Origin of the sequence: Micromonospora pattaloongensis, from assembly GCF_900107255.1 — a bacterium.
GTDB lineage: Bacteria > Actinomycetota > Actinomycetes > Mycobacteriales > Micromonosporaceae > Micromonospora_I > Micromonospora_I pattaloongensis.
On the sequence record NZ_FNPH01000005.1, the window covers coordinates 1 to 14395 of the forward strand.

The window sequence follows — 14395 nt, forward strand, 5'->3', positions numbered from 1 at the left end:
CCGCCCAATCCTCCACGCTCAACACCCTCCCGATCCTGGAAGGGGGGTCCAGCTTCGCCCGTCGCCCGGGGGTCAGTTTTCACGCGTCGCCGACAGTGCCCGCGCGAGCCGTCAAGGCCCGCTTGACGTGGCGGGCCGGGCGGCGGCCCGCTCCCCCAGAAGGGCGGGTCGACGGCAGGCGGGATGGCGCGACATAGTGGGCTGTAACTACGAGGTAGAGGCGTGGAAGGGCTGAGGCAGAGAGAAGCTTTGTCCACGTATGACCGAGCGTAGTGATCGAGAGTTGTTGGACGTTGTCGTGCTTGGCGGACGGATGGCGTGTGGACATAGAGCAACTGCGGCGGCTGCTGGCTTCAGAAGAGCCGTCCGGCGTCGCGCCGTACCTTGCCGTACCTCAGGAGGAGCGAAGGTACTTTTCCGGAACTTTCGCTCCAGTTATCGGCGGATATAGGCGATTGCCAAGCGGTCTTTGGGTTCCTGAGCGTGCACAGGTAGCCGGTCAGCCGCTCGACTACGCCAAGTCCTACATAACGATGAGGGAAGCGACCGGCGGAAGACGCATTAGCATCGAGTGGCTTTGCAACGCACTCCGACGGACGCCTCTGTTGGACGCATTGGCTGCTGTAGCAGTTACCATGAGCGCTATCCGGAACTTTGCCAAACCCAAAGCGACCGAAGAGCTAGACAGGGACTCTCTAAAGTTCTTCACTGAACCGACGCGGTCAAGGTTGAAGGCTGCTCTTGATAGCGGATCAGTTATTCATGCTCCACAGCTATTGATGGTACTTGCGAAGTTGATGCTGCACTTCTGCCCCGACGAAGTGCCGGAAGAGGACCGCATAGCACTCTCACTTCCTGCGCTCCTGCTAATTATGGCCGACGCCCTCGATCCTGGAACGCCCATTGAAGGCGAGGATGGGATACCGCTCATGAGCGAGATATCGCTAGAACTCGCCGCCAATCATCACTTTAACGCGAACTTCCGCCTGGATTCGCAAATGGCGGTCTTTCAACGACGGTGGATAGAGATGCAGGCGGAGGAACCCAGTCCCTTCTACAAGGAGTCGCTGCTAGAAGCTTTTCGAGACGCAACCGGTGTAGAGCTGCTGGACCAGGTGGCGGCTGCTGTGGCGATATTCGTATCGGCAACCCAAAACGGTCAGCCGATAATCGATATCGAGGGCTTCTTCAGTTCGCTGGGGTGGGAGGCCCCGAGGGCGGAAGTGGCCCTGTCCTTGATGAGCCTCCCGCTCGATGAATACCGGGTGGCTGTAGCCCAAGAACTTGCCGAGCACACGCTAGATTGGTACTTCACGACGTTCGCGCGATACCCGCTTATCCGCCTTGACTCGCGGGCGATCGTTGTAGATCCCGATCTCCTGCTTAGAAGAGTGCTGAGTTTCCTGCCGATATTCGACATCCAAGCCGGACTTTCGGATCAACGCAAAAGAATGAATTTGATCCGCCGAGCGTTCGATGACTACTCCGAACGGTACGTCCTTGAAGTGTTCAGGAGTTTGGCCGGATCGCCGGCAAGTGGTCGCGTATTCTCCGGAGAACAACTTAAGCGCGCGTATAAGGATAGCAAAATTGCCGATGTGGCCGTTGACTACGGCGACTCCTGGGTCGTTCTCGAGGCGACGACCCGCCAAGTTTCTAGGGATACCGTCAATGCGGCATCTCTTGACGGCTTGATCCGAGACAGAGAGATGGTGATTGAAGAGGCAACCCAAATTGCCGAGACCATTGAACGCCTAAGATCGGCCGAGCACTTGCTGACAGGTTTTCCGGCAGTCAGCAATCGCAGGTTCTATCCTATCGTTGTGCTGACGGAGAGCTTTCCGAATAATCCAATCACAACCGCATTGGTTCGAGATGAGCTAGCGGCGCGTGGCATACTCCAAAACCACGACATCGCCCCAATTGAATTGATGGACCTTGCGGAGCTTGACATGATTGAGGGATTGGCCGAAGTCGGGGGGCCAAGTCTCCCAGCAATTCTCAAGATGAAGTCCACTTCCAACTTCTGGGCCGACTCGTTCCGGAATTTTCAGGCCGCCGACGCCAGACTCGACACTAGGCGACCCGACCGTGTATCGAAAGCATTCGGCAGATTGTTCTCAACCGTCATTGAACAATTCAGGCCCCCGTTTAGGGCTGGGCAGGGCTAACCCCTGCCTACCGCGCGGCGTGCCCGTCACGTGCCCGACACCCCGGTCAACTAGGGCTAGCAAGAGGCAGGCCGCGAGAACGTCGGCCGGGCAGAGGATCTACCGGCGCTGCTACCAGGACCACCGGCGCGGCGAAGTCGGCGGGTCAATGCACCTTCCAAACTGACGGTGGCCGCAGGAAAACCGAAGGTCAGGAGACTCGGCGACGAAGTAACAGGAGTGAGGCACAGGCGACCCGACCGCAAGCGGTGGGAGCAGGTCGTGGAGCTGTCGGCTCTCGCCATGCTGGCGATACCGGCGAGCCTGATCCTCTTCGCTGCTGAACTGCTGTGGCGAGACAGCTTCTGGGCAGGTTCCCTGCTGCTGGGTACCTTGACGGTCCCACCACTTCTAGCGCTCTGGCTGATCGAGCGTCGCCGTGGCCGCCAAGGGGAGCGACGAACTGAGTGACCATCTGGGTGACGATCAGGACGGACGCTGGCGGATGAACATGCACAGCGGGGGACCGCCGCAGCAGCCGGGAGCGCGTGAAGCAGCAGATGGCGGAGCCCCGCGCTGGTTGCCTGGGGGTCAAGGAGTCTGCCGGGGCACACACGGGGCACAAGACACTGTGAAACGTCGGCAACGAGCCATCAACGACGTAAGCCCAGGAGCGGGCGTGACCAGTGCGCCGACCAGGTTGCCGCAGGTCACGGGAGAGACAGCCGAAGTTCCGCTTCAACGTCTGATGGTCCGCCGGACTACGGGTAGACGTCGTGGGAGGGCGGTACCCAGCCCGGCCACCAAGGCGGCTCTCCGGCCGGGCACAGGGCATTCCGCAGAGGCAGGCCGGCAAGCGCGAAGTACGCCCAGGAGAGAACCACGACGACGACAACGGTGGTCAACACTGAGACACCAGCCCGCAGGGCCGGCGACATCACCCACCGCGCATTGACCGTGTATGCGACGACAAGAGCCAAGCCGTGGACGATGGTCAACACGGGAAGCAACGCTATGAGCCCGAAGGCGTTGGCGCTCGCGTTGACTCCAACATCGCAAGCGGCATATGCGCGGGCCACCACGGAGGTTGTCCCGCACGAGGCGAGCACGGCCAGGACCAGAGCAGCGACAAGATGGCGGCCCCGAAGCCGCGTCTGACGGCGCTGTTCCTGACTCACCTTGATCTCCCTCGCGAGGCACGGCGGGCCGCACGGATTTGATCACAAGGGGCTTTCGACAGCAACGGTGACAGCAACGAGCCAGGATCGGCGCGGCCGGCACGCTCCGCAGGCGGACAGCAATTCGAGGTGACGGATCCAGCCGAACCCCGCCGGACGGCGCGCCCAGAACTTACAAGCGAGGGGTCGCAGGTTCGAAACCTGCCGCGCCCACCACTGCCTGACCAGGCACTCCGCCCGCACCCGACACTTGCCGGGCCCTGACCTTCGGTGACATCCACGTGTGAATGACCGGCGACGGCCTGAGCGTGGCGCAGGGCGGCCGGCAGCCGGCATGTCGGGTCTCAGGACGTGCGCGCCAGATCGATCTTGGGACGTGGGTGATACATCCAGCTGGAGGATCTAGAGGTCCTGAATCCAGACGCTGACCGGATGGTCCTCGGGGCGCTTCCAGAGCTGAGGCTGACGCCGGTGGAGTTGCTCGTCGGGGTTGCGGTCCCAATGAAAGCTGCCCTGCCGATCGGGCCAGACGACTTGCAGGAAGGGGATGGGGGGCCGGCGGTAGAAGGCGATGGCACGACCGAAGAACGCCTTGTACCAGCCGTAGTCGATCGACTTGAGATGGACCTGGTAGCCCTCGATGACATCGTCGCGGGCCTGCTCAGCTTCCAGCGGGACGCCGTCGCGTGCCTTGTCTCCCAGCTCGTTCAGGCACGTCTGCGATAGCTCAACGTTCAGGCCGAACATGGCGAGTTCCGGCATCCGGTGCGTGTGCCAGAGTCCGATCGTGTAGGACCAGCCAGGTCCCTTGTCATCGTCAGGAATCGTCATGACGCTCCAGCCGTGCAGCTGGACGTGCCTGATCGTGGTCAGCTCCATCGGGTGCCGATCGTCGGAGTCGCCGTAGTCGTGGCAGAGGATGCAGCGGCAGGGCGACCCGGCTTGATTCACGCCGTGATCGTACGGGCCGCCGTCGCGGCCGACGTGTCATGGACGTTCTGATACCGATCTACATGACAGAACAGGGGGTCAGCTCAGCCGTTGGGCGTCACACGCCCGACCGCTGCGCGCCAGCCACCCCGACCACGACGATGACGGTCCCACCGATTCCGGACGAGTCGCACCCGGCCACCGACGCGGCAGGCACCCGTACCGGCCGAACACCCGCAACGCTGCCTGACGCTGCGGGCACGGCCCCTCCTCGCCACAGGTGGCGCAGCGCCCGTCCGCGCTCGACGGCGTGTGCCGGTCAAGCTGCGCCTGTGCCGCCCGGAGTTGGTCGCGCACCGCACTGGACAGGTAGGTGGTCACTGGGCCGGCCTCTCGGGCGGGAGCTTGCTCGCGCGTATCAAAATCTGCGCCTGCCGACCGTGACGGCCGGACGGACCGAGCCTGAATCCCTCGACCCAGATCCACTCATCCTGCGGCGGACGGTTGGCTACCAGCCGAACCCCGGTCACCCACAACGTCACCGACCCGTCCGACGGCAGAAGACGATCGGCTGCATCGATCGTCAGCACCGCGCCGAGTCGTACCCGAACGTCAAACACCGCGCCTCCTCATCACCGGCGCCACGTTGCGAGGCGGCGCGTTGTCGGTAGTGCGTCGCTGGATCTGAAGGCCGACGATCTGCGTGAACACCTCCCGCCGCGCCAGCGCCTTACCGGTGGCCAGGTCGATGCCGTAGCCGGTGAGCCACACCAGCCGTAGTAGGTCGGCTTGTCGCATACCGACGTCACCCGTAGCCACAGCGCGCGACCGCCGCCGAACTGCACCGACGCCCGGCCGTCGATGAGCATCAGGTCACCCGGCGCCGGCATGCGCGGCCGGGACGGCGCCGGCTTGCGGGGCACCGGGGTGGGCGGGCCATTCACGGGCCGTCGTTCGGGTCGCGGTCCCACGCCAGCACCCACCCCGGGCCAGCCTCAGCAGGTCGCCGAGCGACCCGGACCCGCGCAGTCCAGACAGGACCGCCGGGCAAGCGAACGAGTCCTCTCCGTCCCACGCCCCATTCCCCGGATGGCGGTGCGGGCAAGGGTGTACTTCCAGCCCGCGTCCGAGCAGGATTGGCAGTTGCTCGATACGTTCAGCCCCGTCATGCAGACAGGTTGTGCCGCAAGGCGCCCGGCAGCCCGGAAAATCCTTCCGGGGTCGCAGTCGACCGAGGGGAGACAGTGAACCGGTGCGCGGGATGACGAACACCCTGACCATCGGCGAACGCGTCGGCTGGTACCGCCGGCGGCGCGGTCTTCCCCAGGAGGTTCTGGCCGGACTCATCGGCCGTACCGCCGACTGGCTCGGAAAGATCGAGAACAACCGCATCGAGTTGGACCGGCTTTCTGTCATCAAGTCCCTCGCCGAAGTCCTGGACGTTTCCCTCGGCGACCTCCTCGGCGAACCCTCGCTGCTCGACTGGACCGGCGACAGCGGCACGGAGACCGTGCCCGCGCTGCGCGCAGCCCTGATGAACTACCGCGCCATTGCCCCGATCGGCGGCCGCACAGACGCAGACCCGCCGAGCGTTGCGATGCTCAGGAAGGAGGTCGGCGCCCTCTGGGACGCATACCAGGACTCCCGGTTCGGGTACGTCACCGGCCGCCTGCCCGACCTGCTGCACCGCGCCCAGGCCGCCGCCGACCACCACGACGGCGACGACCAGGACCAGGCCCGCCGCCTACTCGGCCTGGCATACCAGCTCGCCGCGACCCAGCTCACCAAGCTCGGAGAGAGCGACCTCGCCTGGATCGCCGCCGACCGCGGCCTGGCCGCCGTCCGACCCACGGGCGACCCTCTCGTCACCGGCTCCCTGTTCCGCTCGGTCGGCCACGCCCTGCACGCCACCGGCCGCTACGCCGAAGCCGTACGCCTCACCGAGGACGCCGCCGGCTACCTTGAGCCCCACCTCAAGCACGCCACGCCAGCACTGCTTTCCGTCTACGGAACCCTGTTCCTGTCCGGCGCGATGGCCGCCGCCCGGTGCAACGACGCGGCCACTACCCGGACCTTCCTCGACGCCGCCGATCGCGCCGCGAGACAGCTCGGAGCAGACGCCAACCACCTCTGGACCGCGTTCGGCCCCACCAACGTCGTCATCCACCGCGTCGCCACCGCCGCTGAATTGGGCGATGTCCAGGTCGCCGTCGACCTCGGCCCGCGCGTCGACACCGCCGGCCTACCGATGGAACGCCGCGTACGGCACGCCCTCGAAGTCGCCCGCGCCTACAGCTCCTGGAACCGGATCGACGATGCCCAGGCTATGCTGCTCGACGCCGAACAGATGGCACCCGAACAGATCCGACACCACTTCCTCAGCCGTCAACTCGCCCTGACCTGGGTACGCCGGCAACGCGGCAAGCCGACGGCTGAACTGGTCGGCCTGGCTCGTCGGCTCAAGGTGCTCGACTGAACCCAGCCCATCTAGGCTGCCCTGGTGACGGCCAACGAGATGCCACCCATGGCAACCCCACGCGTCGCCGCAGGCGCCCTCTTCTTCGACAACGAAGGCCGCGTGCTCCTCGTACGCCCCAGCTACAAGAAGCACTGGGACATCCCCGGAGGCTACGTCGAACCCGGCGAGTCACCACGAGCCGCATGCGTACGCGAGGTCCAAGAGGAACTTGGCCTCACACCTGCGTTCGGACCGATGCTCGTCGTTGACTGGGCACCCGCGGAGCACGAGGGCGACAAGCTCCTGTTCATCTTCGACGGCGGTTCACTCGGCGCCGAGCAAGAGCGTGACATCCGCTTCGCCGACGGTGAACTAACCGAATGGCGCTATGTGGATGCAGAGTCATTGGAGCAGTACGGCCCGGCCCGGCTCGCCCGCAGGATCCGCAGTGCGATCGCAGCGCGTAGTAGTGGCATCTCCGCGTACGCCGAACACGGCAGCGCCATCTAGAGCACAGTTTCGGCACATGATCAAGGCGGCCCGGGTCGCACGCGCCGCCGCCAGGGCGCGCGGCCTGGCCCCTCTACGTTGCGCCAGGGCCGGGCCACGCCAAACGCCCGGCGGCTGGCGCGGAAGCGGGGGACCCGGACGGGCCGCAGCAGAACGACAGACCGTTGACGGGTAAGGAATGGGCCGGCAGCCGGCCGGGCCGCGGGGCCACGAGCCCGCGCGGCGTATGGGAGCGCACGCCGGCCGGGTCGGCGGGCTGGCGGCGGTCGCGGGGTTGCGGTTAGGGCGCCTCCGGCGGGGGCGAAGCGACTCCGAGATGGTCGGGGGTCTGTCGGCGGGTCGCGGTCCGCGGATGGTTGCGCGGGCCATCCCGTCTGTCGCCGACCCGGGCAAGCCGAGCAGACCACCGCCCGGCCCGCCAGCGTTCGAACGTGTGTCAAGGCCGTCTTGACGTGGCGGGCCGGGCGATGGCCCGCTCCCCAGGAGGGCGGGTCGGCGGCAGACAGTGAGGATGGTGGGGTGGGTCGCCGGGTTGGTCTGACTCATCGGCAGACCGACGCGTGCTGTCCTTGTCCCGATTCGTCGGCCGGCTCGGTGGCCTCCGTACCTGCATGTCACCGGTCAGGCGTCGTGACCTGATAGGAGCCTGTGCGAGAGGCGCACACCACTGTGTTGTCCGCTCTGCCTGACCGGTGACGTGTCCACGGTTCTCGACGCAACGAGAAAGGCGGACCTGACCAGCATGGCAGCCAAGAAGCGATCTGTTATCGGTGGTGTCGACACGCACCGCGATACGCACCACGCCGCAGTCATCGGCAGCACTGGCGGCCTGTTGGGCGACGCCGAGTTCCCCGCGACGACCGCCGGCTACGCGAGTCTGCTGGCCTGGATGCGGTCCTTCGGGCGGGTCTCGGCGGTGGGAGTGGAGGGCACCGGCAGCTACGGCGCCGGTCTGGCCCGCCATCTGACCAGCGAGAAGATCGCCGTCACCGAGGTCGATCGGCCCGACCGCCGCGCCCGTCGCGCCAACGGAAAGTCCGACCCACTGGACGCCATCGCGGCCGCCCGGGCAACCCTCGCCGGCACCGCGACGGGCACTGTCGAAAACCCGCACCGGACCGGTCGAGGCGATCCGTGCTCTCAGGGTGACCCGCCGAGGCGCGGTCAAGGCCCGCACTGCGGCTTTGAATCAGATGCGCGGCCTGGTCGCCGCCGCCCCGGAACCCCTGCGAGCCCAGCTGACCAAGCTCAGTGCTGCCGTGCTGGTCACCCGGTGCGGCGCACTGACCTACGACCCGACCAAGCTTTACAACCCAGAACACGCCACCACCGCAGCCCTGGTTGGCCTCGCCCGCAGAGTCACCGCCCTCACCGAGGAGATCACCACCCTCGACCGGCAGATGACACCCATCGTCGAGAAAGTGGCACCCCGCACCACCGCCCTGTTCGGCGTCGGCCCCGACGTCGCCGCTCAACTGCTCACCACCGCCGGCGACAACCCCGACCGGCTGCACTCCGAAGCGGCGCTGGCCCACCTCTGCGGCGCAGCACCCATCCCTGCCAGTTCAGGACGGGTACGTCGCCACCGCCTCCACCGAGGAGGCGACCGCGGCGCCAACCACGCCCTACACACCATCGCGCTGTGTCGCATGCGCTACGACCAGCGCACACGCGCCTACATCGACCGCCGCACCACCGAAGGCCTCACCAAACCCGAGCTCCTGCGCTGCCTCAAGCGATACATTGTCCGCGACGTCTACACCGCCCTAGTCGCAGACTTCAACGCCCTGACCACTTGACCTCCATAGGAGCATCGGGATGGCGGCGTTTGGTGGTTCAGTCGACCTTTTGCGAGATCTTCTCCAACGCCTTTCGAGATTTCTGGAGCTCGTCGACGAGCTTCTTCGAGGCGGGTGCAGTGGCGTCGCTGTACCTGAGGTTATCGAGGTCAATCTCGTAGATCAGCTCGCCTACGGTACCGAACGGGCCGTCAGCGTTGACCGTCACGGTGTAACTACGGGGTATCTGCAGGTTCTCGAAGAGCCGGAATCCGATCTCCCAGAACCATCGGACCCTGCGGCCGGGCGGAAGCGCCGAGATCGGCGCCAGCAGTGCCGGAGTCGTCTCGGCGAAGTCTGGCCTGGTGACCGATTGAAGTGGCGGGTCGAAGGTCACACGGATGTTGTGAGCAACAGTCATGCCCGTGTTCTGGACAACTAGCATCAATTTCTGTGGATCATGCTCGTCGGGCGCAAGATCGACGAAGACGTAGGGCTGGGCTTGATCCTTTCGGACCTGTTCGGCCAGCGCGAGTTGCCCCTGAGCGTAACGCGCCTGCCGAGTTGCAGCCATTGCCTGTGAACCGGCGAAGGCTGCCGCGAGACCTGCGGCGACCGCTCCTACAACGCCAACGACGATTGTGATTGTTTGCAGTGCTTCCATCGCGCTCCTTCATCCATCGTCGGTGATCGTTGTACCACCCGCTCGCTAGTCGTCGTCGTGCCCGAGGCGTGCCCGTTGTAGCGGTCAAGACCGGGCAATGCTGATCTTGTGGTGGCTGCAGGGCAGCTAGTCGGTGACCTGCACGCCTTGGCGCTTCGCGAGGGCTGCGGCCGTGTCCGCGAGTCCGTTCCAGAAGTCGACGTCTCGCTGGTCCCAGCCCGTGAGGGAGACCTTGCGGATATCCCCGCCGTCGAGCCCTTCGGCTGCGAGGGTGCCGTCCGTGTTCAGGTAGGTCGGATAGTCCCTGTCCCAGTGCCAACCCCCCTCGCCATATTTGTCGGTCACCCATTTGCTCCAGCGGTAGGTGCCCAGCAACCATCCGGACCGCATCGCGTCGGGGTCGGGCTCACTAACCCAATGGGTCTCGAGCCGCAACAACCCGACCCTGACCTTTCGCTGCCGCGTGCGGCCAGAGGGGTAGCGGACCGGTGTCACTCCGGCGTCGGTCAGTGCGGCGGCGATGCGCGTGAGCCGCTCACGGGCGGCGTCAACGGCGGCGCGGTACTCCTCCTGATGCCGAGGCCACGCGTCGAGACAGAGGCGGCACTGCCCGCCGTAGCCGTGCGAAGTGCAGTACGCCGCGCCGCCGGACACTTCGCAGTTGGCCCCGTTACAGCAACGCCCGATCGCGTCGATGCCGCAGTCGTAGACCTCGCATTCCACTGCCACAGTGCCTCCCGCTTTCGCCGCCGACTCAGGCCTTGATTGAACGCCTTCGCCAGAAGGAGGTAGCACCCCCGATCGACTTCGATGTACTAGACGATGCGGCAAGTCGAGCGCCATCGTTGGGGGAAGGCGTGTCGGCTAACGGACATAAGCGAACCCGCAGCTCGAGACTACGAGATCTGGTCGAGGCTGCGGCTACTTCCCACTCCCTGTCTCTTAGCGGCCGACTGGGTAACGACCGTCCTAGACCAACTAGACGATTCTGGACAGCCAGGATGGGTGATTGCCGATCGGGGAGCTGTTGAGGCAGTTGCTAACGCAGTGATCGTTGCTTCACACCGAAGTGCTCGGCTCTGTTGCTGTGGACAGCAACGGTGACAGCAACAGGGCCGGACGGTGAGAAAGCTACGGGGCGGGTTACGGATCAGCGTCCGACGTCAGAGACGTGCGCGGACTGGTCCGGACCGAGCGCGCAGAGCTTGCAAGCGAGGGGTCGCAGGTTCGAAACCTGCCGCGCCCACCTTTCAGCATCAGCACCGACAACGGTTGAAGATCAGAGATTCGGCCGATGCCGGCAACGGTGACAGCAATGTGCAATCCAGCGCCCGGCGCAGGATGATTGGGTGTCCGGGCCGGGCCCGGGCTACCGCTTCACCAGGTTGCGCAGCGCGGCGAGCAGCGACCGGTCGCTGACCTCGGCGTAGATCTTCTTGTCGGGACCGAAGAGGACGACGTACGGGCAGTCCTGGTCGTCGCCGCCCATGGCCTTGTCGAGCAGCTTCCGGCCGGTCGCCACCTCGTACACCCGAAGGCGGTAACTGGCCTTCAGCAGCGTCAACGTGGCCGGCTTCGGGTCGTCGTACTTGCACCGCCGGATCGTCGCGCCGGTGCTGACCCGGTCCAGGCAGGCGACCATCTGCACGTTCTTCGGATCCTCCGACGCCCAGGTCTGTTCCACCCGCTTCGACAGGCCCTCGTCGTAGTAGTAGCCGTTGTCCTGACGGCGGTGGTTTCCCGGGCCGTCGCCGATGAGCAGCACCACCGGGTGCGGGGCCTTGCCGGCGCGCTTGGGCGACTGCGGGTAGTAGAGGATGCCGTCGCACACGTTGCTCAGATCGGAGATCTCGGTTGCGGCGTAGTCGCTGCGCTGCGGCCCCTGCGGCACCGGCTCCGCGCTCTCCCTGGGGGCAGGGCTCGGGGCCGAGTTACCGGTCGCGGGCGACCGCCGCGTCTCCGTCGCCGGCTCGGCCGCGTCGCGCTCCGTGGAGCGCAGCAGGAACGCCCCGCCGAGCAGGCCCGAGCAGGCCACCAACAGCAGTACGCTCAGCGTCACGACGGCGATGATCAGGCCGCGGTTGCGGTGGCCGGGTGGCGGCGGGTCGGCTGGCAGTTGCGGTCCGAACGGTGTGACCATCATGGGCGGCCCGAACGGCTGGCCTGCCGGCGGTGGCACCTGCGGCGGTGGCGCGCCGTGGACCGGTGCCGGCTCGGGAGCCGCACCGCCGGGCACCGGCGTCCATGCCGCCTCCGGACCGCGCACCCGGTCCGCCGTCGATCCTGAATCAGATCCGGACCCCGTGTCGGACATGCGTGTCCCCTTGTCGATTCAAAGCGAAGCGCGAATGTATCAAGATCCCGCCGCGTGGGGCGGGTGCAGGTTCGGCGGCGAGGCAGCGAACCGGCTCTTTCCCGGTACGCCTGAGCGCCCAAGACTCCTTGGCGCTCCGACCGGCAATGAGCACTCAGTTGGGGGTGTAGCCGAGGAGGCGGGTGTTCTTGACGGTGGCGGGTTCGGTGACCTGGGCTTTGATGGTGCGGTCGGGGTTGAGCAGGGTGAGTTGGTTGGTGGTGCCGTTTTTGGTGCGGACGAGGGTGTCGCCGTTGGGTTGGAAGAGGATGGCGGTGATCGAACCGGTGACGGGCAGGGTGATGTTGCGGCCGGTGCGGGTGTCGATGATGGTGTTGGCGAACAGGTCGCGGCCGATGTCGCCGTTGGGCTGGCTGCCGGTGCGCTGGTTGACCGCGATCAGGCTGCCGTCGGGGGAGATGCTGTAGGGGTCGCAGCTACGTCGCTGCTGCGGGTTGGCGGTGCTGTTCGGGTCGCCGAAGCCGGGCACGGTGCGGGCGTTGCCGCCATCGGCGTCGGCCGTGACGATGCGGCAGTTGCCTGTGGAGTATGCGAGGTGTTGTCCATCGGCGGACCACAGGAGATGGATTCCCTGGGGTTGGTGTGCCAGCGGGGTGAAGTTGGACGACGCGATGGTGAGGATCCCGACGGTGGTGTCGCCGGGGCCGAGGCTTTTCGCGACGAGTAGTCGCTGGGAGTCGGGTGACCAGGCGGGTTCGTATCCGAGGGTGATGCTGTCGCGCAGCACGGTGCGGGGGTGTTGTCCGTCGCGGTCGGTTATCACCACGTTGCCGCTGTCGTTGACGAACGCGATGCTGGCGCCATCCGGGGACACGTTCGCTTCGTGCGCGCCCGTAGTCAATACCGTCTTCACGCCGGACCTGGTCAACCGAACCAGCCGGTCAAAATCGGCGTAGTACAACCAACCCGGCAACCCCGCGATCGAACCCGCAACCGGCAGCGCACGCGACGGCGAGGTGGCAGCCGGGGGCGGCGGCGATGAGACCGCCGGTACCGGGGACGGCGTCTGGCTTCCGGCGACTACCGGGGACGGCGTCTGGAGTCCGGGGACGGCCTGGTCGGTGCCGCAGGCGGCCGTCAGCAGCACTACGGAACCGGCGGTGAAGGCGGCGGTGGCTAGGAGGGTCCGGCGAGCGATGGTCCGCGAGGAAATCGCGTTCATGAAAGCCCCGTTCTGAGGAAAAGGAGGGAAGGGCCGCCGGCCGGGCGTCGTGCATGTCCTGTGCGCCCTCAAGACGCGGCCGGGGTAGCAGCCGGACGACAGGCCATTCGGCTTTCTTTCGCTCGTCCGAACGGTGGATGCCGAGGCTGCGGGGGTTGGCCAGGAGGGCACGTGCCGGGCGGCGTGGTGCCGGAGCCGCACGGCGACGGGCGGCGCTATCCCCGCGTACTCGTCCGGGTCGTGCGCGGGTGCGCCCGATGCCCGATCTTCCCGTGTCTACGCTGGTGAGGTCGGGCCGCGGCGATGGCATGGTTTCCGCTCCCGGCGGTTAATACCGTCGGTGCCATCTGGTGAACGGGGGGATGTGGATGCGCTCCGGCGTGCTGGTCGCTTCGTCCGCGCCGCCCGACGGCGGCGTCGTGGGGTTCGTGATCGACCTGGTCGAGCGGCTCGGCGCGCCCGGCGCCGGCCTCGCCGTCGCGCTGGAGAACCTGTTCCCGCCGATCCCGAGCGAGGTGATCCTGCCCCTGGCGGGGTTCGTGGCGAGTCAGGGCAGGATGAGCCTCGCGGCGGCGATCGTGTGGACGACGGTGGGTTCCGTCGTCGGCGCGGTGATCCTCTACTACGTCGGGGTTGTGCTCGGTCGTGACCGGACGCGCGCGATCGTCGCCAAACTGCCGCTCGTGACCCTGGCCGACATCGACCGGACCGAGACGTGGTTCGCGCGGCACGGCCGGAAGACGGTGTTCTTCGGCCGGATGGTTCCGGTCTTCCGCAGCCTGATCTCCATCCCGGCCGGCGTCGAGCGGATGCCGCTGCACACCTTTCTGCTCTACACGACGCTCGGCAGCCTCATCTGGAACACCCTGTTCGTGATGGCCGGCTACCTGCTCGGGGAGAACTGGCAGGCTGTCCAGGGGTACGCCGGGACGTTCCAGAACGTCGTCATCGCCGCGGCGGTGCTCGGAGTGGGGTATTTCGTGATCAGCCGGCTGATCCGACGGCGCCGCAACCACGGGAGCCGGGCCGATGACTCCGATTCCAACGCCGACGGCGAACCCGCGGGTGACCGTGCCGCTCGCGGCACCGTCTACGGCGCCCCGCGCCGGCACCGCGACACGGACGAGCCGCGGCGTTGAGGTCAGCCCGGCGGGCGTAACGGGCTGACGGAATAAACCGGTCGCGTTGTGT

At 66.4% G+C, this 14395-nt stretch carries 14 protein-coding genes and 1 pseudogene; 7 read left to right on the forward strand and 8 right to left on the reverse strand.

Features of this window, described 5'->3' with window-relative positions:
• Positions 1-320 precede the first annotated feature (320 nt).
• Together BLW47_RS14940 and BLW47_RS24725 are read left to right on the forward strand one after the other, a co-directional pair.
• On the forward strand, positions 321-2171 hold the full coding sequence (locus tag BLW47_RS14940; protein ID WP_139307306.1) for a type 2 periplasmic-binding domain-containing protein: 1851 nt from the start codon (positions 321-323) through the stop codon (positions 2169-2171).
• Between the two features lie 261 nt (positions 2172-2432).
• The gene (locus BLW47_RS24725) at positions 2433-2621 is read left to right on the forward strand and encodes a hypothetical protein (protein WP_139307307.1); all 189 of its coding nucleotides are present in this window, start codon (positions 2433-2435) and stop codon (positions 2619-2621) included.
• Positions 2622-2911: 290 nt separating this feature from the next.
• Here BLW47_RS24725 and BLW47_RS14945 read toward each other — a convergent pair whose 3' ends face one another.
• The 4 genes from BLW47_RS14945 to BLW47_RS14960 form a co-directional block, all read right to left on the reverse strand.
• A complete protein-coding gene (locus BLW47_RS14945; RefSeq protein ID WP_139307308.1) occupies positions 2912-3328 on the reverse strand; it encodes a hypothetical protein in 417 nt (138 codons plus the stop codon).
• A gap of 402 nt (positions 3329-3730) precedes the next feature.
• Positions 3731-4279 (reverse strand): DUF4262 domain-containing protein, encoded by a 549-nt coding sequence (locus tag BLW47_RS14950; RefSeq protein WP_217634860.1) that lies wholly within the window; start codon positions 4277-4279, stop codon positions 3731-3733.
• Between the two features lie 356 nt (positions 4280-4635).
• Entirely contained in the window at positions 4636-4878 is a 243-nt protein-coding gene (locus BLW47_RS14955) for a hypothetical protein (RefSeq protein ID WP_091556866.1), read from the reverse strand.
• Positions 4871-5056: a hypothetical protein gene (locus tag BLW47_RS14960; protein WP_245736664.1), complete on the reverse strand. Its 186-nt coding sequence runs from the start codon at positions 5054-5056 to the stop codon at positions 4871-4873. Before BLW47_RS14960 ends, BLW47_RS14955 begins: the two co-directional genes overlap by 8 nt.
• A 463-nt stretch (positions 5057-5519) precedes the next feature.
• On the opposite strand from BLW47_RS14960, the gene BLW47_RS14965 reads away from it, so the two are divergent.
• The 4 genes and pseudogenes from BLW47_RS14965 to BLW47_RS25640 all read left to right on the forward strand — a co-directional run bounded on the left by BLW47_RS14965 (position 5520) and on the right by BLW47_RS25640 (position 9025).
• Complete coding sequence (locus BLW47_RS14965) at positions 5520-6734, forward strand: helix-turn-helix domain-containing protein (RefSeq protein WP_091556869.1); 1215 nt, start codon at positions 5520-5522, stop codon at positions 6732-6734.
• Positions 6735-6758: 24 nt separating this feature from the next.
• Positions 6759-7226 (forward strand): NUDIX domain-containing protein, encoded by a 468-nt coding sequence (locus BLW47_RS14970; RefSeq protein ID WP_245736665.1) that lies wholly within the window; start codon positions 6759-6761, stop codon positions 7224-7226.
• Between the two features lie 742 nt (positions 7227-7968).
• Positions 7969-8247, forward strand: a pseudogene (locus tag BLW47_RS25635) (IS110 family transposase); the annotation flags it as partial.
• Positions 8248-8371: 124 nt separating this feature from the next.
• Positions 8372-9025 carry a transposase gene (locus BLW47_RS25640; RefSeq protein ID WP_245736666.1) on the forward strand — a complete coding sequence of 218 codons (654 nt, stop codon included), beginning with the start codon at positions 8372-8374 and terminating at the stop codon, positions 9023-9025.
• 37 nt (positions 9026-9062) lie between these two features.
• On the opposite strand, the gene BLW47_RS24730 is transcribed toward BLW47_RS25640, so the two are convergent.
• The 4 genes from BLW47_RS24730 to BLW47_RS14995 form a co-directional block, all read right to left on the reverse strand.
• Complete coding sequence (locus tag BLW47_RS24730; protein ID WP_139307309.1) at positions 9063-9668, reverse strand: hypothetical protein; 606 nt, start codon at positions 9666-9668, stop codon at positions 9063-9065.
• A 126-nt stretch (positions 9669-9794) separates the two neighbouring features.
• Positions 9795-10397: a hypothetical protein gene (locus BLW47_RS14985; RefSeq protein WP_139307310.1), complete on the reverse strand. Its 603-nt coding sequence runs from the start codon at positions 10395-10397 to the stop codon at positions 9795-9797.
• A gap of 640 nt (positions 10398-11037) precedes the next feature.
• Positions 11038-11727: a hypothetical protein gene (locus BLW47_RS14990; RefSeq protein WP_245736667.1), complete on the reverse strand. Its 690-nt coding sequence runs from the start codon at positions 11725-11727 to the stop codon at positions 11038-11040.
• A 409-nt stretch (positions 11728-12136) separates the two neighbouring features.
• The gene (locus tag BLW47_RS14995) at positions 12137-13204 is read right to left on the reverse strand and encodes a TolB family protein (RefSeq protein ID WP_139307311.1); all 1068 of its coding nucleotides are present in this window, start codon (positions 13202-13204) and stop codon (positions 12137-12139) included.
• 362 nt (positions 13205-13566) lie between these two features.
• Here BLW47_RS14995 and BLW47_RS15005 point away from each other — a divergent pair, with 362 nt between their 5' ends.
• Positions 13567-14343, forward strand: a complete 777-nt coding sequence (locus tag BLW47_RS15005) for a DedA family protein (protein WP_425435410.1) — start codon at positions 13567-13569, stop codon at positions 14341-14343.
• The last annotated feature ends 52 nt before the right edge of the window (positions 14344-14395 follow it).

What these genes read in the sequence shown, in the direction of transcription:
- BLW47_RS14965 (WP_091556869.1), top strand. Translation starts at nt 5,520, where the DNA reads ATGACGAACACCCTGACCATCGGCGAACGCGTCGGCTGGTACCGCCGG.
- BLW47_RS24730 (WP_139307309.1), bottom strand. Translation starts at nt 9,668, where the DNA reads ATGGAAGCACTGCAAACAATCACAATCGTCGTTGGCGTTGTAGGAGCG.
- BLW47_RS14960 (WP_245736664.1), bottom strand. Translation starts at nt 5,056, where the DNA reads ATGCGACAAGCCGACCTACTACGGCTGGTGTGGCTCACCGGCTACGGC.
- BLW47_RS15005 (WP_425435410.1), top strand. Translation starts at nt 13,567, where the DNA reads ATGTGGATGCGCTCCGGCGTGCTGGTCGCTTCGTCCGCGCCGCCCGAC.
- BLW47_RS14995 (WP_139307311.1), bottom strand. Translation starts at nt 13,204, where the DNA reads ATGAACGCGATTTCCTCGCGGACCATCGCTCGCCGGACCCTCCTAGCC.